Origin of the sequence: Streptomyces sp. NPDC002889 (assembly GCF_042888425.1) — a bacterium.
In the GTDB taxonomy this organism is placed as follows: Bacteria; Actinomycetota; Actinomycetes; order Streptomycetales; family Streptomycetaceae; genus Streptomyces.
This window is the reverse complement of the sequence record NZ_JBIAPT010000031.1, coordinates 64,605-87,363: the sequence shown is the minus strand read 5'-3', so window position 1 is coordinate 87,363 and position 22,759 is coordinate 64,605. Positions and strand designations below refer to the sequence as shown.

General features: G+C 68.0%; 24 protein-coding genes and 2 pseudogenes. 16 read left to right on the top strand and 10 right to left on the bottom strand.

Annotated features, from left to right (window positions below):
• The first annotated feature begins 22 nt into the window (after window positions 1-22).
• A complete protein-coding gene (locus tag ACFYWI_RS33660; RefSeq protein WP_389239568.1) occupies window positions 23-280 on the top strand; it encodes a WhiB family transcriptional regulator in 258 nt (85 codons plus the stop codon).
• Window positions 281-405: 125 nt separating this feature from the next.
• Here ACFYWI_RS33660 and ACFYWI_RS33655 read toward each other — a convergent pair whose 3' ends face one another.
• Together ACFYWI_RS33655 and ACFYWI_RS33650 are read right to left on the bottom strand one after the other, a co-directional pair.
• Complete coding sequence (locus ACFYWI_RS33655; protein WP_389239567.1) at window positions 406-1,092, bottom strand: TOPRIM nucleotidyl transferase/hydrolase domain-containing protein; 687 nt, start codon at window positions 1,090-1,092, stop codon at window positions 406-408.
• Window positions 1,093-1,587: 495 nt separating this feature from the next.
• Window positions 1,588-3,312 carry a SpoIIE family protein phosphatase gene (locus tag ACFYWI_RS33650; RefSeq protein ID WP_389239566.1) on the bottom strand — a complete coding sequence of 575 codons (1,725 nt, stop codon included), beginning with the start codon at window positions 3,310-3,312 and terminating at the stop codon, window positions 1,588-1,590.
• Window positions 3,313-4,176: 864 nt separating this feature from the next.
• On the opposite strand from ACFYWI_RS33650, the gene ACFYWI_RS33645 reads away from it, so the two are divergent.
• Window positions 4,177-4,530 carry a transposase gene (locus tag ACFYWI_RS33645; RefSeq protein ID WP_389239565.1) on the top strand — a complete coding sequence of 118 codons (354 nt, stop codon included), beginning with the start codon at window positions 4,177-4,179 and terminating at the stop codon, window positions 4,528-4,530.
• A 352-nt stretch (window positions 4,531-4,882) separates the two neighbouring features.
• Complete coding sequence (locus tag ACFYWI_RS33640; protein WP_389239564.1) at window positions 4,883-5,155, top strand: hypothetical protein; 273 nt, start codon at window positions 4,883-4,885, stop codon at window positions 5,153-5,155.
• On the opposite strand, the gene ACFYWI_RS33635 is transcribed toward ACFYWI_RS33640, so the two are convergent.
• Together ACFYWI_RS33635 and ACFYWI_RS33630 are read right to left on the bottom strand one after the other, a co-directional pair.
• Window positions 5,148-6,035, bottom strand: a complete 888-nt coding sequence (locus ACFYWI_RS33635) for an aminoglycoside phosphotransferase family protein (RefSeq protein ID WP_389239563.1) — start codon at window positions 6,033-6,035, stop codon at window positions 5,148-5,150. The genes ACFYWI_RS33640 and ACFYWI_RS33635 overlap by 8 nt on opposite strands.
• Window positions 6,032-7,435, bottom strand: a complete 1,404-nt coding sequence (locus ACFYWI_RS33630) for a helix-turn-helix domain-containing protein (RefSeq protein ID WP_389239562.1) — start codon at window positions 7,433-7,435, stop codon at window positions 6,032-6,034. Before ACFYWI_RS33630 ends, ACFYWI_RS33635 begins: the two co-directional genes overlap by 4 nt.
• Window positions 7,436-7,598: 163 nt before the next feature.
• Between ACFYWI_RS33630 and ACFYWI_RS33625 the strand changes: the two genes are divergently transcribed.
• The 11 genes and pseudogenes from ACFYWI_RS33625 to ACFYWI_RS33575 all read left to right on the top strand — a co-directional run bounded on the left by ACFYWI_RS33625 (window position 7,599) and on the right by ACFYWI_RS33575 (window position 14,401).
• Entirely contained in the window at window positions 7,599-7,931 is a 333-nt protein-coding gene (locus tag ACFYWI_RS33625; RefSeq protein ID WP_389239561.1) for an ATP-binding protein, read from the top strand.
• Window positions 7,928-8,071, top strand: a complete 144-nt coding sequence (locus ACFYWI_RS33620; protein WP_389239560.1) for a hypothetical protein — start codon at window positions 7,928-7,930, stop codon at window positions 8,069-8,071. Before ACFYWI_RS33625 ends, ACFYWI_RS33620 begins: the two co-directional genes overlap by 4 nt.
• Window positions 8,072-8,095: 24 nt before the next feature.
• Complete coding sequence (locus tag ACFYWI_RS33615; protein ID WP_389239559.1) at window positions 8,096-8,542, top strand: DUF6415 family natural product biosynthesis protein; 447 nt, start codon at window positions 8,096-8,098, stop codon at window positions 8,540-8,542.
• A pseudogene (locus ACFYWI_RS33610) lies at window positions 8,542-8,934 on the top strand (DUF6302 family protein); the annotation flags it as partial. The gene ACFYWI_RS33615 and the pseudogene ACFYWI_RS33610, both read left to right, overlap by 1 nt.
• 146 nt (window positions 8,935-9,080) lie before the next feature.
• A complete protein-coding gene (locus tag ACFYWI_RS33605; protein ID WP_389239558.1) occupies window positions 9,081-9,284 on the top strand; it encodes a DUF5999 family protein in 204 nt (67 codons plus the stop codon).
• Window positions 9,285-9,706: 422 nt separating this feature from the next.
• Window positions 9,707-9,916, top strand: a complete 210-nt coding sequence (locus tag ACFYWI_RS33600; RefSeq protein ID WP_389239557.1) for a hypothetical protein — start codon at window positions 9,707-9,709, stop codon at window positions 9,914-9,916.
• A gap of 316 nt (window positions 9,917-10,232) precedes the next feature.
• Window positions 10,233-11,210, top strand: a complete 978-nt coding sequence (locus tag ACFYWI_RS33595; protein ID WP_389239556.1) for a radical SAM protein — start codon at window positions 10,233-10,235, stop codon at window positions 11,208-11,210.
• 1 nt (window position 11,211) lies between these two features.
• A complete protein-coding gene (locus ACFYWI_RS33590) occupies window positions 11,212-11,988 on the top strand; it encodes a hypothetical protein (RefSeq protein ID WP_389239555.1) in 777 nt (258 codons plus the stop codon).
• 78 nt (window positions 11,989-12,066) lie between these two features.
• A complete protein-coding gene (locus ACFYWI_RS33585) occupies window positions 12,067-12,894 on the top strand; it encodes a hypothetical protein (RefSeq protein WP_389239554.1) in 828 nt (275 codons plus the stop codon).
• Complete coding sequence (locus ACFYWI_RS33580) at window positions 12,816-13,430, top strand: AAA family ATPase (protein WP_389239553.1); 615 nt, start codon at window positions 12,816-12,818, stop codon at window positions 13,428-13,430. Before ACFYWI_RS33585 ends, ACFYWI_RS33580 begins: the two co-directional genes overlap by 79 nt.
• Before the next feature lie 77 nt (window positions 13,431-13,507).
• Complete coding sequence (locus tag ACFYWI_RS33575; RefSeq protein WP_389239552.1) at window positions 13,508-14,401, top strand: IS982 family transposase; 894 nt, start codon at window positions 13,508-13,510, stop codon at window positions 14,399-14,401.
• Window positions 14,402-14,721: 320 nt separating this feature from the next.
• Here ACFYWI_RS33575 and ACFYWI_RS33570 read toward each other — a convergent pair whose 3' ends face one another.
• Together ACFYWI_RS33570 and ACFYWI_RS33565 are read right to left on the bottom strand one after the other, a co-directional pair.
• Window positions 14,722-15,264: a pyridoxamine 5'-phosphate oxidase family protein gene (locus tag ACFYWI_RS33570; protein WP_389239551.1), complete on the bottom strand. Its 543-nt coding sequence runs from the start codon at window positions 15,262-15,264 to the stop codon at window positions 14,722-14,724.
• Window positions 15,265-15,283: 19 nt separating this feature from the next.
• Window positions 15,284-16,735, bottom strand: coding sequence for an MFS transporter (locus tag ACFYWI_RS33565; protein ID WP_389239549.1), 1,452 nt, complete (start codon window positions 16,733-16,735; stop codon window positions 15,284-15,286).
• Window positions 16,736-16,850: 115 nt separating this feature from the next.
• Here ACFYWI_RS33565 and ACFYWI_RS33560 point away from each other — a divergent pair, with 115 nt between their 5' ends.
• Window positions 16,851-17,801: a LysR family transcriptional regulator gene (locus ACFYWI_RS33560; protein ID WP_389239548.1), complete on the top strand. Its 951-nt coding sequence runs from the start codon at window positions 16,851-16,853 to the stop codon at window positions 17,799-17,801.
• A 578-nt stretch (window positions 17,802-18,379) separates the two neighbouring features.
• Complete coding sequence (locus ACFYWI_RS33555; RefSeq protein WP_389239547.1) at window positions 18,380-18,847, top strand: NUDIX domain-containing protein; 468 nt, start codon at window positions 18,380-18,382, stop codon at window positions 18,845-18,847.
• Window positions 18,848-19,512: 665 nt separating this feature from the next.
• On the opposite strand, the gene ACFYWI_RS33550 is transcribed toward ACFYWI_RS33555, so the two are convergent.
• The 4 genes and pseudogenes from ACFYWI_RS33550 to ACFYWI_RS33535 all read right to left on the bottom strand — a co-directional run bounded on the left by ACFYWI_RS33550 (window position 19,513) and on the right by ACFYWI_RS33535 (window position 22,525).
• Window positions 19,513-20,541 carry a serine hydrolase domain-containing protein gene (locus ACFYWI_RS33550; protein WP_389239546.1) on the bottom strand — a complete coding sequence of 343 codons (1,029 nt, stop codon included), beginning with the start codon at window positions 20,539-20,541 and terminating at the stop codon, window positions 19,513-19,515.
• Between the two features lie 5 nt (window positions 20,542-20,546).
• Entirely contained in the window at window positions 20,547-20,777 is a 231-nt protein-coding gene (locus ACFYWI_RS33545; RefSeq protein ID WP_389239545.1) for a hypothetical protein, read from the bottom strand.
• Window positions 20,778-20,948: 171 nt separating this feature from the next.
• Window positions 20,949-21,257, bottom strand: a pseudogene (locus tag ACFYWI_RS33540) (IS3 family transposase); the annotation flags it as partial.
• A 410-nt stretch (window positions 21,258-21,667) separates the two neighbouring features.
• Complete coding sequence (locus tag ACFYWI_RS33535; protein ID WP_389239544.1) at window positions 21,668-22,525, bottom strand: RNA polymerase sigma factor SigF; 858 nt, start codon at window positions 22,523-22,525, stop codon at window positions 21,668-21,670.
• Window positions 22,526-22,759 lie beyond the last annotated feature (234 nt).

Here is a 22,759-nt window from a genome sequence, read left to right as displayed (position 1 = left end):
ATGCGCGGTGAGGGAGGCTGTAATGGAGAACTGGCGTGAAGCTGCGGCCTGTCGGAACGAGGACCCGGACCTCTTCTTCCCCATCGGCACGAGTGGCCCGGCACTGCTCCAGGCCGAGGAAGCCAAGGCCGTCTGCCGTGGGTGTCCTGTGCGGGAGCAGTGTCTCCAGTGGGCCATGGACAACGGCCAGGACGTCGGTGTCTGGGGCGGGCTGGGAGAGGATGAGCGTCGGGCGCTGAGGCGCCGCTCCCGCAAGAAGCGGGCCGTGGACAGCGGCTGAGGCCCGACCAGCGTCCGATCCGCTCCGTACCGTGCACTGCGAAGCCCCGCCTCACGGGCGGGGCTTCGGTGCGCTCTCGGGCGGACCACGGTGTGCACCGCCGTGTCTGCGGACGGTGCGTCGGCTCACCCCGCGGCCGGGGCCTCACAGTTCGCGACATGTGCGAGGAGGCGGGCCAACGGTCCTGGGACATCGCCCAGGTCCAGGTGGCGGGCGAGCAGGCGGGCATACTGCGCCTTGCGGCCGCTGTGAGTGCCCATGAAGCGATGCAACTGCTGCTCGACGCTCCTCTCACGCTGCACCGGCTGCTTCTGGAAGGTGCGGAACGAGCGGCCCTCGCCCTGGGATTCGACGACTTCCTTCACCGTGTCGGCGCCCAGGGCCCGAATCAACTCGTCCTCGAGGTCGGCGACACACACCTGGAACCCGCGTCGCTCCATCTCGACACGACCGAGGTCGTGCCCGAGTCCGGCCCGCTCCAGGCCGCGTTGGAAGAAGCGCTCCTCCGCAGCGTCGCACAGACCCGCCACATCGACGTTCAGCCCTTGGGGGCCAAGCACGTGCAGGAAGCGCCCGATGCTTGTCACACCGCCGAGCGGAACGACCGGAGAACACTCGGCGTCGAGATCACGGCCCAGGCGGGCGGCCAATTGCTCGACCGCCGCCTGGTCGCTGTGGCCCTCGACGAGGATGACCGTGCGCAGCCCTGTGCGAGCAGCCAGTTCCTGGGCGGCCGCGGCAGCCTCCGGGGCACCACTGCGGCCGGCTGCCCACTCGACGACTGACGATCGGAAACGCCGCATCTGCTCCATCCGCCCGAGTCTCGCACTCCGGCGCGGGCGCTGCGGGGCATTTTCCGGGCCCAACAAGGCGGTCAGCAGTGGCGGTCCGTGGAGCAGACCGGACTGCCGGAGCCGGATCGACCGTCCTTGGAGCTCGGTTCCCTTCTCGTCCGAGGCTGCTGGGGCAGCGTCAGAGAACCTGCAGTCCAGGGGGTTCGATAGCATGCCTGGCGCCAGTCGGCGACGGTGGGCCCGGTGTGGTTGGGGTAGACGGCGCCCCCAGGCAGGTCAGTTGCGCAGGGCCGCCCCTCCCGCCGTAGCCTGTGCGCAGCCGATGCTTCCGACGGCCGGCCTATCAACGCGAAACCGCCCGGGGCACGGCCATTTCTGGCGGACCCGGGCGTTGGCACGCCAGTGGCGGCATCCACCACAGCGACGCCCCGTATACCCCGGGAAGGCCGCTCCAGCCGCGCTTGACCGGGTGCAGGCGGCTGCTCGCCCCCGGGGGATCCGTGCGGCTCGGGTTCAGACAGGGATCCGTACGGCGAGAAGCGCGACGTCGTCCTCGTTCCGCGGAGGGCGGGCCCGCTCGAGCAGATGGTCGGTGAACGGCTCCAGAGGGCGGTGGGCCAGGGACGCAGCGTGCCGGCGGAGCCGGTCCAGGCCCTCGTCCAGGGAACGGCCTGGGGCCTCGATCAGGCCGTCGGTGTACAGCACGAGCGTCGAACCGGGCGGCAGCGACACGGTCGCGTCGACACGGCCCTTCGGGGCTTCATGAGCCCCGATACCCAGGAGGACACCGTGGCCGTCGGTGAGGAAGCGGGCCACGCCGTCGTGCGTGACCAGCAGGGGCGGCGGGTGTCCGGCGTTGGTCCAGGTCATCTCGCACCGCCCGTCCTCGGCCATGGTTGTCCTGGCGTAGACCAGGGTGGCCATGGAGGCTTCGGCGATGTGCAGAGACGCGTGGTCGAGCCACTCGACGATCTTGCTCGGCGGTTCGTGCTGCGCCCAGGCGTAGGCGCGGAGCATGTTGCGCAGCTGCGCCATGCCGGCGGCGGCGTCCAGGTCGTGGCCGACGACGTCACCGATGGCCAGGGCCGTCGCGCCGTCGCTCAGGGCGAAGGCGTCGTACCAGTCGCCGCCGACCTGCGAGGCGTTGGGTGCGGGCAGGTAGCGGGCGGTCATCTCCAGCCCCGGCACGCTCGGCAGCTGGGGCAGCAGATGACGCTGCATCGTCTCGGCGACCTTCCGCTGCCGCTGGTAGAGGCGGGCGTTGGCCAGGGCCAGGCCGGCTCGGCGCGCGATGTCCTCGAGCAGCGCGACGTCGGCCGGGGTGAACGGCTCCGGCCGCTCGGAGCGGCCCAGGGTGATGGCTCCCAGGATCTCCCGTACGCCGCGGATGGGGGCGATGGCCGCCGAGTGCATGCCGGTCACGGTGAACAGGCGGCGCTGTTCCACCGCGATGCCCGAGTCCGGCGGGCCCTGGTACGTCTCCGGCCCGGCCAGCGCGGACGACACGCCCCGCAGGGCCCGGGACAGGGGCATCGGGGAATCCTCCGGTACCGGCGGCATCGGCCCCTGGAGGTCCTCCCTGTTCACCGGGGTCCCGTTCTCCGCGTGCACGACGGCGGGGCGCCACACTTCGTCGCGCTCGGTGATCAGGTCGATGACGGCCCAGTCCGCGAGGCGGGGCAGCACCAGGTCCACCAGTCTGCGCAGAGCCTCGTCGACGTCCAGGGTGGAGGTCAGTGTCGTGGTCGTCTCCGCCAGCAGGGCCAGCCGCTCGAGCTCCGAGAGCGACGCGGCGGGCCGGTCGGGAAGTTCAGCGGGCGGACAGGGAGCGTCGCGAGGATGGAAGATCACGAGGGTGACCGTGTTCCGGTCCCCGACGTCGCAGGGTGTGACCAGCCATGACACCGGCAGGATCGAGCCGTCACCACGCTCGATCCACTCGTCCGCCCCTTGTGCCGTGCGCCCGGCGAAGATGGCCTGCCGCACCGGGCACTGGGCTCTCGCAATGGGCTCTCCGTGGCGGTTGCGGTGCAGTACGTCGTGCGCGTCCCGGCCGACGAGCTCTGCCGCGGACCGGGCCAGGAGCTGTTCGGCGCGGGCATTGACCGCGATGACGCACCCCTGGTCGTCCGTCAGATAGGCGCCGGTATGCAGGGCTCCCAACGCCCCGGTGAGCGCCTCCAGAGCCAAGTCCGGAGATCGTTCGCCGACCGTTTCCGCGGTCTTGGGGTCCGTCATGTGGTTGTCTCCCCTGGCCGAAGTGCCCATGTTGCCGTCCGCCGTCCGTCCCTGCCATCTCTCCACATGCCCCAACGGGAGCATGCGATGCTCACGGGCTCCCCCGGGCCGCAGGCCTCGCACCCGTGTTCGGCGGGTTCGCCCTGACAAGGCGTAGGTTCGGACTCGTCGGCCAGGCGGCCTGCTCGTGGTCCGCCCCGCTCCGATACGCAGGAGGCATCCAGCCCTATGCCGACCCGTGCCGTGCTCGAACCCGGTGACATCCGCCAGATCAAGGAGCACGAAGGACTCGTCGTGCACCGCCACACACGCCGGTCACCCGAGTGAAGTTCGAGCGGATCCACGAAGGCCAACGCGGCCAAGGAGATCGCCGAAGCCACCAAGGACGCTCTGAAGAAGGTGAACAGCCATGCCAGCTGATCCGCTCGAGGATGCCCTGCAGTCGGTGCGCAGCGAGCTCGCGAGCCTCTCCCAACGGGTCGGTCGCCTTGAGGCAGCTTGCCGGGAGGCTGCGCCGCACGACCCTCGGCCACGCTGCCTAGACATCGTCGTTGATCTCTCCTGCGGGGCAACGCGCCCTCGCCCGGCAGCGTCCTTCTGGGCGTGATCGAACTCCATGACCCCGCACCGACTCATCGACTGGCTGGCAGTGAACGGCCTCGCCGTGGCGTCCTGCACCACTGCCCAGCTCGACCTCGCTCGGGCACTTAGTACTCCAGCAGGATTTCGCTGTCTGACCTGCGGGTTCGCTGGGCGGCTGGAGTGTAGCGGGCTGTGGAGTGGTCAGGGGCGGTCTCACGGAGGCTGCCCCTCGACGTGCGACAACGCCGCTGGTAATGGCAGCGGGTGGGAAGGTTTCCCCACGTGATCGCCGAGCGTGCTGCCGAGCAGTGGGACCTTGAACTGGACGACCTCTTCGTGGCTATCGGTCATCGCTTCGGCCGTGTGGAACCTCGCCGCTGCATGCGTGACTATGTACGCGGGCCGCTCGCCCCGGTGGCCCGAAAGAACAGTTGGCAGTTGGCCGAGCAGGCGGGCCACTCCACGCCCGACGGTCTGCAGCATCTGCTCGCTGGCGCGAAGTGGGAGCCCGACGATATCCGCGATGACCTGCAGGGATACGTCGCCGACAAGCTCGGCGATGACAGCGGGGTCCTCATCATCGACAACACCGGGTTCATCAAGAAGGGCACCACCTCCGCCGGGGTCCAGCGCTAATATTCCGGGACCGCCGGCCGCACCGAGCTGTCAGATCGGTGGTGCGACGCGAGGTCGCACGCTGTGAGTGGTTACGTAGGGAGGAGGTCGGCATGACGCCGATGACGTAACCCGGGCCAGTGTCCAAGGCCCGTCCCCTCCCCGACGTGCGTCGCTGGTAACGGCGGGGTGCGAAGCTCGGGGAAGAAGCCCAAGAGCTCCCGTTCCATCCGGGAGCCACAGGGAAGGGGAAGACCGGACGGGTGAAGCTCACTGAACCCTCAACGATGCTCCGTGATGGCAAGCCTCGCAGATGGGAAGCAAGAGCGGGTGCAGGACTGGCCGCTGAGAAGCGGCGGGTGCCGGGCATCGGGTGAACACGCCCCACCTGGATGTGAGCGACCCCGATGCCTACTGGCGGGCCGCCGCGTTGCTCGACACGATCGTGCTGCAGCGGCCGCTGCCCGCCCGGAACGAGCTGTACGGGTACGCGGTCGCCGTGGCGTACATCGAGGCCTCCGGCGAGACCGTCGTCGCGGCTCAAGAGCAGTGGATCCAGTTGATCGAGGACATCAAGGCTCTGCGCGTGGACACCTTCGACCTCGCCGACCGTCTGCGGTCATGGCGAGCCCCGTCGGCTACATGATCCCTTTCCAGTTCCACGGGCGAGGACCGCGGCGGCCGCGCAGGCAGTCGATCCGGTGCTGGGCCTGACCTGCCCATTCGGGGTTGCTAGCCGCGTGCTGGGCGGCATACGTCACCATGCGGAGCTCCCGGGCCCCGGCCAGGATCTCGTAGCCGGGCCAGTCGGTGACGTCTGACCCGTACGCGGCACAGAACTCCTCGTACTCGGTCGCGGTGACCGCGCCGGTTGTCCGTGTGCGTACGGCAGTTGAGACGAGATCCCACTCCGGCGGCCCGAGCGAGAACCGCTCCAGGTCCATCATCACGGGCCCGCTGGCCGTACGAATGAGGTTTCCAGGCCAGGCGTCGCCGTGGACGGCGCAGTCGGGCCGTCCGGCAGGCCGGGCGGCCCACGCTGCCGCCAGGTCCTGGTGGAGGCCGTGCAGCCACGAACGGTCAGCCTTGTGCAGGGTCGTTGCCGCCTGGAGCCGCTCGGTGATCCTGACGAACGGGTCGAGGTAACCGAGCTCGAGGTCCGGGGCCGGGAGCGCGTGGAGCTGGCGGAGCAGCTGCGCGACGTCGCCCGGTGTGCCGTGCTCGTGGGGCGGGAGTTCCTTCCAGAAGGTGACCGGTCGCCCGTCCGCCTCGACCGGCTGCTCGACATCGACCAGGCGCACGGCCGGCACGTCGTTCTCGGCGAGCCAGCGGGCGACGCGCGCTTCCCGGCCTGCGGCCGCGCCCTGCCCGGAACGGGCGATGCGCACGATCACCTGTTGGCCCGGTAGCCGCCATATCTGGTTCTCGGCCAGCCGTACCGGCTCGGCGCCGTCGGTGTCCAGTCCGACGGCTGAGCAGGCCAGTTCGAGGGTCTGGCGGGCGGGCGCGGCTGCCGACGTGGTCATGCCGAGACGGTAGCGGTGATGCGCTCGCGCAGGCCTACGGCCTCCTGAACGCGCGGATGTTTGGAGGCAAAGGCGCCAAGCTGCCGAAGGTCATCGGCGGCGCGGCGGGATGTAAGCCGGCCGACCTCGTCCAGGGCGTCATGTCCGATCACCGCAGCCTGCTGTGGGTCACCCTTGGCCATCATGAGCGCGGCGAGCTTGGTACGGGAGATCGCCCGGGACCGCTTGAAGGCGTCCGAGTGTCCCTTCACTGCGGTGTAGAAGCGGCTGGCCGCGCGGCCGGGGTCCTGACCGGCGAGGATCGCGAGGTCGAACAATGCGTGGGCGGTGTCGCCGTTGTGCTGCGCCTCGTCGTAGTAGGCCATCCACGGCGGGTCTTCCGCAGGGCGGGACTGTGCGAAGGCGTCGTCGGCTTCTCCGACGGCGGCCATGCAGTCGCGTACGTTGCCCAACTTCCCGAACGCTCGAGCGCGCGCCGTCTGGAGCATCGCCTGCTCGGTTGCAGTCAGCCGGTCGCGGCGCACCAGGCCCTTTTCGGCATAGGTGAGCCCGTCGTCGGGCTGGCCGATCCACACGGCCTGGCGGGCGAGGAAGCTGTACGTCTTGGCGCGCAGGTGCCAGTCTCCGGCCTCCTCCGCGCAGTCGGCGGCGAACTTGAACGTGGTGGTGGCTTCGTCGTGTGCGTAGGAGTCGAACGCGGAGGCGCCCACGACGATGCCGAGACGGGAGACGGCGGCGAAGAGGTCGGCGCGCAGGTATTGCGGGCACTGGGCCTGAAGAAGCCCCGCGGACCACTGCATGGCCCGGCCGGCGACGTCGCGGACCATGCCGCCGCCGCCGAACTTGTTGTCCCAGCCGCTGATTGCGGTGGCGACCTCTTGGATCTGGTCGATGTGGCTGGCGCCGATGGACTCAGGCAGTGCCAGGCTGGACGGGGCGAATGCCTGGGTGACTTCTATGGGGGCGATGGCGGCAAGGCCGCTGGCTTGGAGGAACGAGCGTCGGTCCACGGGATCATGGCTCCCAGGGCGAGAGGGTGGTTCGTCACTGCCCAGGATGCGCCCTGCTCGCACCAGAACCGTTCCCTCCGCCCTGGCCGCAGCGCGCTTATCGGCATCAGCGCGGTTCTTATCGGCATCGCGAGGGTCGAAAGCCATCGGCCATGCCCGGTCGAAGACGCCACCGGTGCCAAGGATGTCGTCGAGGCGCTTCGCCAAGTCACACTGGCACGACGGGTACTTGCCCTTCTCAATATTCAGGATCACATCGTCGCTGACCTGTACTAAGCGCCCCAGAGCGCGAGCCGACAGCTCCTCCGCCTTGCGCCGAGTGCGTAGCTCGTAGCCGAACCACTCCTGCGGGGATGCTGTTGGGTCGAGCTTCTTCTCTGGCTGCGGCATGTCCCGTCCCCGTCGTCGCGATGCCGAACATTCCAGCTCTCGGCATCAGGCTCTGCACGATCTCGGTGCGCTCTGCCTGAATGGTTGCTGATCGGTTCGGTCCCAGTACACACCGCAACTTCCCCCTGCTGCAGGGGGTTCCGGCAGAACGGACGGAGCAGAGATGAGCGCACTCCTCGACACCCCTGACACGGACACTCCGATTCGAACGACGTCCAGAAGCAGGCGCGGTCAGCTCGACATGACCTTCAGCGTGGAGGCTGAGCACCTGACGGGCGTCCGGCGCATTCTGCGCGCACACCTGCGCTGGTGGCACATCGACGCCGAGACCTCCGACCGGCTGCTCGTCGCCATCAATGAGCTGCTGACGAACGTTCTGGAACACACCGCACCGGACGACTCCGGTTGCCGAATGGTGAGCCTTCTCGTCCAGCAAGTCCCCGACGGCGTCACCGCGATCGTCCGCGACAACGACCCCCGCCCCCAGTGCCTGTGACTGTGAAGCCACTCGCCGAATGCGGGCGCGGCCTGGCCCTTGTACGCGCCCTGGTCGACGAGTCGTCCGTCTCCACCACCGGCGCCGGCAAGGACGTCTGGGTCTTCGTGTCAGACCCGGGATCCCTCGAGCGCCCTTGACCCCGTCCCTCTCTGGAGTTCCTGATGTCCCCCGCCCCTCTTGTCTCGGAGCACGCCGCAAGCGCGAGTCCACAACGCCACGTATCGAAGTGGGAACCCCCACTCAGCGCCGCTGTGCCTGCCAAAGTTGCCGCAAAGGCGCGCGCTTGGCAGCCACTCAACCTGACGGCCGTCTTCGACAACCTGGACGAGGTCCTTGGGGAGCAGAGGCCCGCCGTGGACGACGTCGACGAGCCTTGCGAACGCTTGCGCGGCAACCTGATGCAGCTATGCAACATCGCGGTGGCCGACCCCCAGTTCCCGCCGAGTACCGAGGTGTTATGCCTCGTCGAACAGGCCCGCAGCCTTCGGAATGAGGAGATGCCCGGGGACTACTGGCGGGGCCTCGGGCTCCCGCGCCGGCTCGCGTGGACGACAACGGAACTCGTGGAACGCCTGATCGCCACTCGGCAAATCAAGGACGTCGACTGATGCACGACCCAAGAGCCCCACACCCTGTGCCCCCGCCCGTCACTGTTCTGCCGGCGGCCGACGCCTACGACTACGGATACTTCCTCACCCGGCTCGCCGATCCGCGGCTGCTGGATCGAAGCATCGCCCTGCGCTCCCTCCAGATTCCATTCCTCGCCGTTCCGGTAGGCGGCTCGCGCCGCGGCGGCTACCACACCGTCTCCTGCCTCTGCGTCGGCCTGCTCGTACGCGACGAACTGCAGGGACGGCACGGCTATCCGAACGTGCGCCTGCGCTGGTCTCCGTATCCGGATGCCTGCCACATCGTGGCGTGGGGCGAGCACGAGCCCGCTCAACGGTGGGACAACGCCGTGCTGGGCCGCTTCTACGGCTACAGCAACACCGCCATCGCCGCATTCGTGTGCCGCTCTGCCGCTGCGGTGCTCGCGGCCCTACGGCCCCTCTTCGGCGTTCCCGAGCCGTTCCCCCGCGGCTTCGTAGAGCGCCGAAGAGGGCCCCAACTCCCCATCGAACGAGCAGCCCGAGAGGAAGAGTGCGCATGTGTCGGCATGATCCCCCCTGTCCTACAGCTGAGGCGCCCGATCGTGAGGCCGCCAGGGTTGTCGCGCGCCACGCTGATCAGGGCTGGGCGCTGCTCTGCAACGGCTTCCTGGTCTTCGAGGACACGGGCGGCTTGTTGCCGGACGGCAATGTTGTCGCGCCGCACCGGCCGACCGCTCCCGCAGAGCGAGCCTCCGCGTGAACCGGCGTCAGTTCTACTGGAATGGCCTTCGTGTGCCATTCATCGCGCCCTGGACGAGCGAGAGGTACGTGCGGTCGCCATCGTGCTGCGGCGTGGTGTCGGCGGCGATTGGCTACGCGGACGAGTACAGCAGGGCAGACCGACGGAACGGCACGCTGAGGATCAGGGTGTCGGCCACGCGCGGGCTCGGGCGACCGCTTCTCGCTGGTGTGCACACGCTGCGTCAACGGCAGGCGATGAGCCACATGCTCTGCCAGGTCTGTGGCGAGAGCACCTTCGGCAGAAGCGACGGACGCCATCTCTTCCTTGTGCGTGCCGCGAACGGACCATTGCCGAGGGCGAGACCCCAGGTACACGAGAACTGCGCTGTCGAGGCCGTGCGGGACTGCTCGCACTTGCGGAAGGGCTATACGGCGTCGCTCGTGGAGTTCGCCCCGGCCTGGGGCGTCGCCGGCATCGTGTACGACCCCAAGACCTTCAGGCCTTTGCCCTGCGACAACGACGACGGGCTCACGTACGTGGCGTACGACGACCCGAGAATCCGCTGGACCCTCGCCGTAGGTGACGCGGTTGTCCTGCAGGGCTGTACCACCGTCGACCTGGACGACCTCGTGGCTTGCGCCACGGCCTAGAAGACCGCCCGGCGGTCCGGCTGCTTCGGCCCGGCCCCTCGGGCGGTGCAAGACCTCCGGCGCGGGAGCACCCTCACGACCCTCCCCTCGTGAGCCAGGAGCCCCGCCGGGGTCCGCACCTCCCGGCCGCGCACCGGGCCGGAACTCGCGGCGCGTGCCCGCCGCCCCCTGTCCCCCCGTGGGGCTGCGCCGGACAGTGAACGTCCAGCGCAGCCAGCGAAACCCGCCTGGCATCAAGGGCGCCTGACCCTGCTCCGGTGCACGGGCTCAGCACCACTTCATCAGCACAGCCCACACGACTCGGATGGAGAACCCCATGACGAACCTCGGCCTGCCGACGGTCCCCGCACAGACGTCGCGCGACGTTGGAGGTGGAGTTGCCTTCGCCGTGAAAGGCCACCACTTCACCGCGCCCGCCGATCTGGATGTGGCCGCGCTGGCGGAGGCGTCCACGGTGCCGCTTTCGGTGATCGTGCAGGTCACCAAGCGCTGCGACTTCGACTGCACGATGTGCTCCGAGACCCTCCAGATGCCCGACCCCACGCTCGACCAGCTCAACATGATGCGGCAGAACCTGGCCGGCGTCGGCCGCATCTTCCTCTCCGGCGGCGAGCCGCTGATGCGCCGAGACTTCAGCGACATCGTGGACATGTGGCACAACGACGCGATCCTGGCTGTCCCCACCAACGCCACCCACGGCAAGGTCCACGCCCGCAACATCGCCGGCAAGGTCGCCTACGCCAACGTCGGCTGGGAGGGACCGAGGGCCTACTTCCAGCGGATTCGCGGCGACTACGACAAGACGATGGCCAGCACGCGCGCTCTGCTCGACGCAGGCATCCCCATCTCCATGTCCACCGTCGTCACCCGCTCCCTGCTGCCGGCACTGTCCTACACCGCGCAGATCGGCGACGTCCTGGGCGCGGGAAAGCTCAAGCTGATCATGCCGCTACGCAAGGGCAACGCCCTCAAGATGGACGAGAGCGAGTTCATCACCAACGAGGAGGCCGAGGCGGCATTCGCCCGCCTGGCCGCCGACCGCACACAATACCGCTGGACTCCCGCGCTGCGCCTGACGACGTGGACCCCCGAGAACGAGGGCCACATGATCGTGATCGAGCCGAACGGTGTCGCGCGCGCCTGGCCCGTGTACGACGAGAAGGACCTGTGGCTGAACCTGGGCAACGTGCTGGAGGAGCCGATCAGTGAAATCTGGCAGCGCTACCCCTACAAGGTGAACCACTTCAACAAGTACCTCGGCCGCACCATCGCCACCGTCAGCCAGGGGGCGTGACGTGCTGGAGATGACCAACCTGGGCTGGCCCGTGACGCCCTACGGTTCCACAGCCCAGATCGTGAAGAAGCCGCGGCGCCTGCTGACCGGCATAGCCGCGCTGTGGGCCGACGACGACGGCAGCCCGGTGCTCATGAGCGCAGCAGCGGTGTTCTTGGACGTCCATCGCACCAAGCCCGTCACCGTCACCGACGGCACGGTCAACTTCGGGTACCGAGCCCTCGCTGCTGAAGGCCCCGACGACACTGAGCGGCTTCTCTCGGCGCTGGACGTCCTGTTCGTCCAGGCCCGCCGCGATGCACCTGCCATCACCTGGCACGCCGCACAGGACGACCTTCACGTCATGGAGGCACTGCGTCCCGGCCGGGCCGGCGTCACCGGGTTGAGCGAGGCCTGGGCCGGACGCTCGCACCCGGAGAAGGGCATCGCCCGCTGCGTGGACACCGCAAAGGACGTCGGTCCGGACGGTCTCCTGGCCAAGACGGCGGATGCCGCCGGGCTCCCGTTCGGGCCGTGGTTGAGGCCTTTACAGGATCAGGAGCACACCCAGCAACTCTACGAGCTGCTTCTCAAGCACCCTGACGATCCGACGTCCAAGGCCCTGGCCACCCAGGGCGCCGCCATCGGTGCTCTCGCGCAAGCCCTCGTCACGGCCTTCATCGGTGGCCGGCACCTGGACCACCTCACCTGGGACACACCGCCGAACGCGTTCGAGGCAGTCCGGGACGCCGCATGCGACGAGTTCCCTGACCTGTTCCACCCCTCGCTGCCGGCCTAGCCAGTAGCGTCGTCGCGGGCCCTGGACACCCGGTCCGAGGCCCGCACCCCAAGGACACACATGATCACAACCAGCAGCATGGAAAGGCCTACCCAGGCCCCACCCGGCCGCCGGACCGGCGCAGTTCGGATCGCCTCCATCGACGTCGAGTGGACGGACAAGCTCGTTCAAGGCGGCAACAGGCCGTTCTGCTACTCGATCGTCTGGCTCGACCTGCGCGCCGACACCTCCACCGACCTGGCTGACGTACCGTACGAGTTCACCAGCGTCTACGTCGAAGACCCCGGCGAACAGGACAGCCTGGTCAAGGCCGCCGCCGCAACGCTGCGCACAGCCACTGAGCACGCCGACGTCATCACCGGCCATCAGCTCTGCTCCGACCTCGCTGTCCTGGCCAACAAGGCTCCGCAGGACGCCGACCTGCAGCGCGCCCGCGGCGACTGGAAACAGCGCAAAGCCACCGACGCCGAAGTCCGGTACGTCGACACCCGCTACGACGCCGGGCACCTCCTCGAGGGCCACTCCCGCCGGCTCGTGGACGTCTGCACCGAGATCGGCCTGGACGTCACGCAGCCCGAGCTGCTGCGCACCTCCATGCCCGCCCTGCACCGGAAGTGGACCGAGACCGGCGACGTCGAGGGCCGCGAACGCGTCAGCGTCCTCAACCTGCGCCACTCCCTGTCCACCGCCTTTGTGGCCGCCCGTTCCGACGGGCTCGGCCACTGGGCACCCGAGGGATTCAACGTCAACACGGCCCTCGCTACCGGCGCCAAAGGGGCCTGGGGATGGCTCGACCACCCGACCTTCACCAACCTCCTGGAGGGTACGTGCCCATCCGCGACACGGCCGTTATCGCCATCGAAGGCACCCAAGCATCGGGCAAAACGACGCTCATCCACGCGCTGACCAGTCACTTCCGTGAGCAGTCCATCAACGTCGCCTGCACAGGCGAGCCAGCCCGCGTCAGCCCTTTCCTCGAAGAGATCGTCATGCACGGCAAGGGCACCTTCGACCTCATCGCCGAGGTGGACCTGTTCGGCCAGCAGCTCTCCGTGCCACTGCGCGCCGCCCGCCATCACCAGCTCCTGATCGCTGACAAGACCCCCGCGAACGTCGTTGCGCTCTCCCGCCTCGTCCTCGACGAGACGGACCCGAAGGTCGCTCCGGTCCTCGCAGCCCTTGAAGCCGTCTGCCGGGCCTGGATGCCGCAGACCTATGACGCGATCGTGTACTGCCGCGACCGCTTCGACCAGAAGGCCGGCGGCGACCGCATGCGTCAGAAGCTCCTCGGCCTCCAAGAGCGGGCAGACTCGGTCATCTACCAGACCTGCAAGGACACCAAGGTGCCCATTCTTGACCTTCCCAGCGGGCTGACGACGGCCGCACGTGTCCAGTGGATCGACAAGGAGTTGAGCCGCGTGGGACTCATCGCCACCGCCTGACCCTCCAGGACTAGACGAGTCATTCCGAATGCTGACGGTGTGTCCGGGAACGCAGACAGGGCTTCCAAGATCGTTGTGTGACGAACAACCTGGACGCCCTGCTGACCGCACTGTACGTGAAGATCGACGACGAGCTCGGAGGTACCCGAAGGCTTGGCCGACCGCCGCAGCTGACGGATTCCGAGCTGGTCACCCTTGCCGTCGCGCAGGCTCTGCTGGGCTTCACCTCGGAGTCGCGCTGGCTGCGGTTCGTGGACTCCCGGCTGGGAGCGATGTTCCCGTATGTGCCCAGGCAGCCAGGCTGGAACAAGCGGCTGCGGGCAGCGTTGCCGCTGGTCAAGAAGGCAATACGGCTACTGGCCGTCGATACGGACTTCTGGTTCGACAACCACTGGATCATCGACTCCACGCCGGTGGAGTGTGGCCGCTCGCGTCCGACGGTGAAGCGGTCGGACATGGTCGGCTGGGCCGGATACGGGTACTGCGCCTCGCACTCCCGGTTTTTCTGGGGTCTGCGCCTGTTCCTGGTGTGCACCCCGACCGGGATGCCCATCCTGTGGGCACTGGCGAACCCGAAGCTGGACGAGCGGGAGGTGCTGTCGGCGATGCTGGACCGCGAACCGCACCTGGCCACGGACCGGCCGGCCCTGCTGGTGATCGCGGACAAGGGCTTCGCCTCCAAGGAGTTCGAGGCCGATCTGGCCTTCCAGGGCGCGGAGTTGCTGCGTCCCTCCTTCAAGCGCGAGAAGAAGCGCAAGGGCGAGAGCCTCCTGAAGTCGGTGCGGCAGCTGATCGAGTCGGTCAACGACACCCTCAAAGGCCAGCTCGACCTGGAACAGCACGGTGGCCGGACCTTCGAAGGTGTCGCCGTCCGCGTCGCCCAACGCATCCTCGCGATGGCCGCCGCGATCTGGCACAACCACAAGACCGGCCAGCCCGTCATACGATCCTTGATCGCTTATGACCACTGATCACATCGTGTAGGGTCTCGCAGCCCGTGGCATAGAGCGGTGCCGTGACCTGCGGCTTCTGCGGCTGACTCACAGCTTGGCCGGAGGGTTCTGTCTCACGAACGCGTCATTTCCTACGGAGGGGACGGCGCACCTGCACCCTCCCCCATCCACAAGCCTCGGGCTGTTCCCGGTGCGGCTTCCGGACCGTCCTGGACCCGCCGCGGCCGTGATCACGGCCGTGACACCACCGGCCCCACGGCCGCCGGAGCGGGAACCACGCGTCAGAAGGACGGATGCCCCCCGTCGGAGCGGGGGGCATCCGTCCTTCTCACGAGGATTCAGCAGACGGCCGCCTTGGCCGAGTCCCTCGAGGCGGCGGACGAGGTGACCGCCGGGGCCGGGTCCTGCATCCGCCACAGCGTGCTGCGCAGATCGGAACCGCGGACGAGTTGTATGCGCCAGGGATCGATCCGCAGCACGTGGTAGCCGGGATCGTCGGGACCGCCATGCCAGTAGTGGACCGGGTCGTAGCCCACACCCGGCGGACCGCCCCGCTTGTACAGGTCCCACGCATGAAGCTTGGATTCCTCGTCGTCGGCCCAGGTGGAGAAGCTGTCCACGAAGACCGCGTTCTGACGGGGATTCCAGTACGCGTACGTCGTGTGGGGGTTGCCCGCGAGGTGCGCGCTCTTGACGGGGGTCCGGTACGCGGCGAGCCAGCCGACCGGCACGCCGTCGACGATCTCCCACACGGGCAGCAGCACACGAGCGCGCGGGCGGTGCTGACGGTCGACAGTGATCATGGTCGCGTACTTGATGTCGCGGATGTAGTCGAGGAAGGAGTCCTGGATCTCGGAGAACTCGCTGACGGTATCGGTCATGAGTCTGTCCCTTCGAGGCTCAGCGGGAGACTGGGACGTTGATTCGCTCAGCGGCAGCGTCCACCGCGGCGGAGGGCTCGCCGTCCCGCCGGGTGCGCAGGCCGAAGGCGCTGATGACCGCGGCGACGACGGCTGCCGCGAACGGGACGAGCAGGCCGGCTCGGTAGCCGTCCAGCAGTGCGGCAGGAGTCTTCGCGTGCGTGGCGGCCACGCTGACGGCGGTGACTGCGGAGAGTCCGAGGGCGGCACCGAACTGGAAGGTGGTATAGAGAAGGCCGCCCGCGAGTCCTTGCTCCTCCTCCGCGATCCCTTCCGTGGCCACGATGGTGAGCGGGCCGTACGCCAGGGAGAACGCGAGGCCGAGGATGATCAGGCTCGGGAACATCGTCGCGTAGCTCCAGTCCGCACCCAGCGGGAGGAACAGCCCGTAGGAGAGCACCGCGAGCAGGAGTCCCCCGAAGATCACCTTGGCGGTGCCGAAGCGGTTGACCAGCCGTGGGGTGAGGGTCGGCGAGAGAATCGCGTCGACCCCGATGACCAGCATCGCGAAGCTCGTCTGCAGCGTCGACCAGTCGCGCAGTTCCTGGAGATACAGCACGACCAGGAACTGGAAGCCGAAGAACCCGGCGGCGAACAGCATCGCCGAAAGGTTCGCCCGCACCAGGGAGCCGTTGCGGAAGATGCCCATGCGTACCAGGGGCTCGACGGAGCGCCGTTCGATGACGAGGAAGGTCGCGAAGAACGCCAGCCCGGCCAGCAACGTTCCGACGCTGGCGGCGATCCCGGCGTGGGCCGCACGCTCGACGCCCAGCACGATCAGCACCAGGGCAGCGGTGACGGTGAGCGCGCCGGCAGCGTCGACGCGCTTACCGGATCTGTCGGGGCGCGCCGACTTGGGGACGAACGCGAGGGCCGCGACGAGGATGAGGAAGGAGAGTACGACCGGGGCGAAGAAGACCCACCGCCAGCCGACGGCGGTGAGCAGCCCGCCGGCGACCAGACCGATCGTGAAGCCTCCTGCAGCGGTGCCCGAGTAGATGAGCAGTGCCTTGTTCCGCTCCGGCCCCTCGGCGAAGCCCGTGGTGATGATGGACAGACCCGCCGGGGTCATGAAGGCTGCGGCGACGCCCGTGATGAACCGCGCGACGATCAGCATCCACCCCTCGGTGGCGAATCCGCCGAGCCCGGAGAACAGCAGGAAGACGGTGAGCCAGAAGACGAACATCTGACGGCGTCCGAACAGGTCGGCCGCCCGTCCGCCGAGGAGCATGAAGCCGCCGTAACCGAGTACGTAGGCGCTCATGACCCACTGCAGCTCACCGGTGGAGAGTCCGAGGTCGGCGCGGATCGACGGCAGCGCCACATTGAGCATGGCGACATCGATGCCTTCGAGGAAGATCGCGCCGCACAGCACGAGCAGGATGCCCCACTTGCGTGTGCTCAGTCCGCCCGAAGCGCTCAAGGCACTCATGATGATGAACTCCTTCCGGAGTGTGAGGTGTTGTCGGTGCCTCAAGCCTTCGCCACAACCCACCTGGGAACAACAGCGGTGATCGCGACGTTCGGACAGCCAGGCTTACCGATCCATGTCTGCACCCATCCCGGAGACGTACGTGGACCAGAACGAGCTCGACTGCTTTCTCGTACTCGCCGAAGAACTGCACTTCGGCCGTACCGCCACCCGCCTGCATCTCTCCCGCGCCCGGGTGAGTCAGCTCATTCAGAAGCTGGAGCGCCGCGTCGGAGCGCCTCTGTTCACGCGCACGAGCCGACGTGTGGCCCTCACCAGCCTGGGCAGCCGCCTCCGTGACGACCTCAAACCTCACTACCGCGGCATCGAGAACGCCCTGGCGCGTGCCGTCGCCTCGGCACGCGGCATCGAAGGAGTCCTGCACGTCGGCTTCTCCACGCCCTTGGCCGGAGAGATGGTGATGAAGACGATCGAGAAGCTGCGCACCACCCATCCCGAACTCGCCGTCGAGGTATGCGAGGTGCCGCTCTCCGATCCGTACGGAATGCTACGAAAAGGCGATTTCGACCTCCAGCTGGCGGACTTCCCCGTGCACGAGGACGACTTGACCCGCGGCCCCACACTCCTCGTCGAGGACAGGGTGCTGGCTGTCGCGGCCGGGCATCCCCTGGCCGGACGGAACACGGTGACACTTGAGGACCTGGCCCGGGTGCCGTTGCTGACGATCGCGGGAGACATCCCGGAGTACTGGCTGGAGCATCAACTGCCGACGCGCACACCCAGTGGCAGGCCGATCGAGCAGGGGCCGTCCGTCACCAACTTCCAGGAGGCGCTGACACTCGTCGCCGGCGGCAAGGGAGCCTTGCTGTCAGGGGCACACATCGCCCTCTACCACGGCCGTCCCGGTATCTCCTACGTCCCGGTGGAGGGAGAAAAGCCCCTCGGATACGGCCTGATGTGGCGGTCCGACGGCGGCAACCGGGCGATAGAACTCTTCGGTCGCATAGCACGCGAGATCGCACGGGACATGGCTCCGGCTGATCCCAGGAGAGCGATACCCGGCTGATCAGCCACCCCGAGGCGTCGGCCCCGGGTGATGAAGTCCTCGGCCGAACCGGCCTCCCCGTCGACCGGCTGACGAGTCAGTGGGAGGAGACAGGACAAGCTGCAGGTGGCCGGTACTTCTGGTGCCTGAACGGTCTGAATTCCCCGGGATACGGGCGTCTGTCGGCGTTCGGCCGCTGGGGCCATCCGATAGCCAGCCAGCCCCGGGCCAGTGGCCGCAGCTCAGGGAGGGGGCGGTGCCCCATCGCAGCGCGACGCCCGCAGCGCGCCCTTGACGGCGGCCACTGTCCCGCACCCTGATGACGCGGGTGGCCCCAGCGCTGTCGGATGTCAGCCACTCGGGGTCGTGGCCATCCCTCCCGTCGCCTGTGAAGCCAAGGTGTCAGCGCCGCATCCGTCGATGGGCGGACCAGAAGGTCCGTCACCCGAAGGGATGAAAGCTCCGACCAGGGAGTCTCACTACAGCGGCATAAGTGCCACCGTTGTGCCATCGTGATTGAAAGTCACGAAACCTGAGACCCTACACATCGGAATGACTCGTCTAGAGTCCCCTCGGCAACCGCACCGTTGGAGGACTCCGTGCCCGCTCGCCCGATCAACGACGTCATGATCATCCTCGAGCGCCGCTTCGGCGAGACCACCGAAATCTGCCTCGCCGAACGCCGCAACACCGGATACGCCGACGGCCGCCTGAACCTCCCCTCCGGCAAGGTCGAAGAAGGTGAGGACATCTTCGACGCCGTGATCCGCGAAACGCACGAGGAGGTCGGCCTCCGGCTGCACCGTGACGCTTTGCGCCTGGTCCACGTCATGTACTTCCGGAACCCCGAGGGCGAGACCCGCATCGGCTGGTTCTTCGCGGTCAGCGAGTACCGGGGCGAACCAGTGAACCAGGAGCCCGCCAAGTGCGCGGGCCTGAGCTGGCACCGCCCCGACGACCTCCCGGACAACACCGTGCGTTACAACGCACTCGGCATCGGCCACGCCTTCAAGGGAGAGCCCACTTCGGCTCACTGGCACGACTGGGACGAAGTAGGATGGAGCTGACGGCGACTGCCGCGACCCTCTAAACGGTGTCGAGGTCTCACTCATCTACGAGAGCGATTGCCATCGTCGCTGATCAGCGGCTGAGTGCCATCTTCGGGGTTGGACAAGACAAGAGAGAGTCTGGTGAACGCCAGACCAACCGGGCCCTGCCGCAGCAACTCTCGTTCGTCGGGCCCTCTGTGGTGAAGGATGTCGGCAAGATTGTTCAGGAGGGCGTCTGTCTCCGGGCCGAGCGCTCCCCCACCCAGCCGAGCTATGCCCGCGAGACCACACATGTACTTCCCTTTCCGCGGCGTGCCGGGTGGTTCTGAGTCCCATCAGGTCGTGCGGGCCGCTTAGTAGCTGTTGTCGTTCCGATCTTGAGCGGTGTCTGTCGAACGGGAGTCTCGATTGGGTGGTCGCGGGGCGCTCGGCGCATACGAGTAGGGCCTCCTGAGCAGCTCGTTGGTGTCGAATCACCGAGCAGCATCAGGAGCCCCGGTGCCGCAGTCTTCCGTGTCGATGGGCGGGCGGTCCAGTTCAGTCCCGCTGGAGTGTGACTGCCTGGCTCACCGGTTCGGAAACGCCGCGGACAACGGGTTTCGGCAGGCGCGCTACCCGACGGACATGACGGACGCGGAGTGGGCCGTGGTCCGGCCGCTGCTGCCGGTGTGGGCCGCCCCCGGTCAGGCGCCGGTGGCGGCCGGGACGGGGTCCGGACCGGGTCCGGAGCCGATGATCTGTGCGAGCAGGTTGAGGCCGGGACGGTCCACGGGTCGGGCGTTGGCATTGAGGATGACGACTGCAGCCTGGTGTTCGGGGGCTATGGCCAGCAGGCTGCGGTAGCCGCCGGTGCCGCCGGTGTGGAACAGGATCCGGTGCTGGCTGCGGGGCAGGTTGGCCGAGATCCAGCCGGGATGAACAACGGCTCTGGCGTTGATGCGGTGGGCGGTGGTGTGGGTGATAGCGATGGCCTCGGCGAGTTCTTCGGGTGCGGGGCCGATCTGGGCCCGGGCCAGCGTGAGCAGGTCGGGCACGGTGGAGTGCAGGCCGCCGGCGCCGGCGAGGGCGGCCAGGTGCCAGGGCGGGCGGGGGCGGGCGGTGCGGGAGTGGCCGGCGGCCAGTCGTGCGGTGCGTCCGGGGTCGAGAACCACGTGGGTGTCGGTCATGCCGAGGGGCCGGCAGATCTCGGCCTGAATAAGCGCGTCGTAGTCGGTGCCGGTGTGGCGTGCCAGGGCGAGCCCGAGCAGGCCGGCGCCGAAGTTGGAGTAGCGGAAGCGGGTACCGGGCACCGACCGCAAACGGGTGCGCCGCAATCCGTCCAGCAGGAGTTCGCCCGTGCAGCCGGCGTAGGGGTCCGATCGGAACAGGCCTCGCGGCAAGAGGCCTTTGGGCAACCGGGGCAGGCCGGAAGTGTGGCAGGCCAGGTGAGCCAGCTTGATGACCCCGCCGCCGCGTTCGGGAGCCGTGATGTCGCGGGGTAGCAGGTCGCGAAGCGGTTGGTCCAGTCCCACGACGCCACGCACGGTGAGCTGGGCCAGGGCCAGCGCGGTGAACGTCTTGGTGACAGAACCGATCTCGAACAGCGTGCCGGGGTCTGCACCGTGCAGTGCGGACTGCCCGCCCCGGACGGCACCCACCACGACGACGCCACGCTGTCGGGTGCCGAGCCGCTCCGCCGTTCGTCGTACCAGATCATCGAGGAGCGAGGTCATGATCGTCAGGCCTCCGTCCGGCCGAACAGGCGTCGGCCGCCGTATTTCTTGTGTACGGCCTGCTTTGAGACCCCCAGCGCCTCGGCGATCTCCGTCCACGTTGTCCCTGCCGCCCGCGCCCGGTACACCAGAACCTCTTCCTGTCCTTCCAAGCGGTGGCGCAGCGCGGCTGCCTCGCGCAGTGCTTCGATGGGATCGGTGTTCTCGGTGATCGACGAAATATCAACTCCAGTCATGAGTCAACCTTAGTTGACCCCCCTCTCAATCGTCAACCTAAGTTGACCGCACCGGTGAGGTGCCGAGAGTGTCGCAATCGGAGGAGCCAGGGGGCACGCGATGTCTTCATCACCGATGTAAGTGTCCTTCCGATCTTGAGCGGTGTCTGTCGAACGGGAGTCTCGATTGGGTGGTCGCTGGGCGCTCGGCGCATACGAGTAGGCCGCCTTGAGGATCTCGTTGGCCCGTCGCAGCTCGGCGTTCTCGGTTTTGAGCCGCCTGATCTCCGCGGCCTCCTCAGAGGTGACGCCGGGACGCTGGCCGGCGTCGACCTGGGATTTGCGGACCCACGTCCGCACTGTCTCCGCGGCACCGATGCCCAGCTTCGCGGCGACCGCCTTCATCGCGGCCCACTCGGTCGGGTAGTTGGGGCGGATCTCCGCGACCATGCGCACTGCACGCTCACGAAGCTCGGCAGGGTAGGGGGATGGACGAGCCATGACTCGATCCTCTCAGGGAATCGAGCCTCCACCAGACCCGGAGCGGTTCAAGGACCCTACGCGTGTGGGGTCTGTTGACGCTACAGCGATTGTGGGTGAGTTGCGGGAGATGTACGAGCAGGCCCGCACGGCCGACGGCATGCCCGCAGACACGGAGCTCTACAGCGCGCCGATTTGGACGGAGAAGAACGTCGACGTCCTTGCCACGGCCAAGGAAGAAGTGCGGCGAGCCGCCGCGCTCAAGCGGGTGTTGCTGTGGCAGTACCTTCGCGAGCAAAATGACGACATCAGCGTACGCGCAGCAATGCCGATACCGACGACCCTGTGCGCGTCGTCGGTATCGGCATTGGAGCAGGAGGCCGGGCCGCGTGCCACACGTCGGCGGCCGGCCCGGCTGTCGCCCACGGCCGTCAGTCTGCCGCGAGCATCCCTTCACGCAGTCGCTTCAGGGTGCGCGACAGGAGGCGGGAGACGTGCATCTGGGAGCAGCCGAGTCGTTCGCCGATCTGTGACTGGGTCAGTTCCTCGACAAAGCGCAGATGGATGATCTGCCGGTCCCGCTCGTCGAGATCGGCGATCAGCGGGGCGAGGGCGTGGAAGTCCTCGACGAGCTCCATCCCGGGGTCCTCTACACCGATGAAGTTCATCAGCGCAGCCTCGCCCTCCTCGCTGTCGTTGTTGACCGCGGCGTCCAGCGAGGTGGAGTGGTAGCCGTTGGAGGCCAGCCGCGCCTCGATGACCTCTTCCTCGGAAAGGTTCATCAGAGCCGCCAGTTCGGCGACCATGGGGGCGCGGCCGAGTCGGGTTCGGAGTTCCTCGGTGGCGCGGGCGAGCTCCACTCGCGCCTCCTGCAGGCGCCGCGGGACATGTACGGCCCACGAGGTGTCGCGGAAGAAGCGCTTGATCTCTCCGACGATGTAGGGGATGGCGAAGCTGGTGAACTCGACCTCGCGAGACAGCTCGAACCGGTCGATCGCCTTGATCAGGCCGATCATGCCGACCTGAACGATGTCCTCCATGTCGTCACCGCGACTGCGGAACCGGCCGGCCGCGTAACGGACGAGGGACATGTTCATCTCGATGAGGGTGTTTCGCGCGTACTGGTACTCGTGCGTCCCCTCCTCGAGCGTGGCCAGTTGCTCGAAGAACAGCTTCGACAGGGCGCGGGCGTCCTTCGGCGCGGTCCTCCGAGGGTCGGGCACCTCTGGCAGCGCAGCGATACCGGTTTTCGTGGTCGCCGTCCGCAGGGCCGTTGCCACCGTCGTCATGCTTCATCCCTCCCATGCCGTTCGGTTTTCTCTTTCGCCCCCGTGAAGTCGCTGAGCGGCGCCTACCCCCCTCGTTGTCCCTTATCCATTTCAATTCGGCCAGAGTGTGTCCGAGTTCAGGGGGGTGCCTCGGCAGACAGGGCTTGGCGTGCGCCCCCACGGAATCTGCCTCCCTCCAGGCCGTGGGTGCGGCCGCTCTGGGTAGGCGCACAGGTCGGAGGCCGCCGACGGAAG

Bases quoted from the DNA above. Each gene is read 5' to 3' on its own strand.
- ACFYWI_RS33535 (WP_389239544.1), bottom strand. From the start codon at position 22,525: ATGACGACGGTGGCAACGGCCCTGCGGACGGCGACCACGAAAACCGGT.
- ACFYWI_RS33625 (WP_389239561.1), top strand. From the start codon at position 7,599: ATGAGCGCACTCCTCGACACCCCTGACACGGACACTCCGATTCGAACG.
- ACFYWI_RS33660 (WP_389239568.1), top strand. From the start codon at position 23: ATGGAGAACTGGCGTGAAGCTGCGGCCTGTCGGAACGAGGACCCGGAC.
- ACFYWI_RS33655 (WP_389239567.1), bottom strand. From the start codon at position 1,092: ATGGAGCAGATGCGGCGTTTCCGATCGTCAGTCGTCGAGTGGGCAGCC.
- ACFYWI_RS33635 (WP_389239563.1), bottom strand. From the start codon at position 6,035: ATGACCACGTCGGCAGCCGCGCCCGCCCGCCAGACCCTCGAACTGGCC.
- ACFYWI_RS33595 (WP_389239556.1), top strand. From the start codon at position 10,233: ATGACGAACCTCGGCCTGCCGACGGTCCCCGCACAGACGTCGCGCGAC.
- ACFYWI_RS33545 (WP_389239545.1), bottom strand. From the start codon at position 20,777: ATGACTGGAGTTGATATTTCGTCGATCACCGAGAACACCGATCCCATC.
- ACFYWI_RS33630 (WP_389239562.1), bottom strand. From the start codon at position 7,435: ATGCCGCAGCCAGAGAAGAAGCTCGACCCAACAGCATCCCCGCAGGAG.
- ACFYWI_RS33605 (WP_389239558.1), top strand. From the start codon at position 9,081: ATGTGTCGGCATGATCCCCCCTGTCCTACAGCTGAGGCGCCCGATCGT.
- ACFYWI_RS33565 (WP_389239549.1), bottom strand. From the start codon at position 16,735: ATGAGTGCCTTGAGCGCTTCGGGCGGACTGAGCACACGCAAGTGGGGC.
- ACFYWI_RS33650 (WP_389239566.1), bottom strand. From the start codon at position 3,312: ATGACGGACCCCAAGACCGCGGAAACGGTCGGCGAACGATCTCCGGAC.
- ACFYWI_RS33570 (WP_389239551.1), bottom strand. From the start codon at position 15,264: ATGACCGATACCGTCAGCGAGTTCTCCGAGATCCAGGACTCCTTCCTC.
- ACFYWI_RS33585 (WP_389239554.1), top strand. From the start codon at position 12,067: ATGGAAAGGCCTACCCAGGCCCCACCCGGCCGCCGGACCGGCGCAGTT.
- ACFYWI_RS33560 (WP_389239548.1), top strand. From the start codon at position 16,851: ATGTCTGCACCCATCCCGGAGACGTACGTGGACCAGAACGAGCTCGAC.
- ACFYWI_RS33550 (WP_389239546.1), bottom strand. From the start codon at position 20,541: ATGACCTCGCTCCTCGATGATCTGGTACGACGAACGGCGGAGCGGCTC.
- ACFYWI_RS33615 (WP_389239559.1), top strand. From the start codon at position 8,096: ATGTCCCCCGCCCCTCTTGTCTCGGAGCACGCCGCAAGCGCGAGTCCA.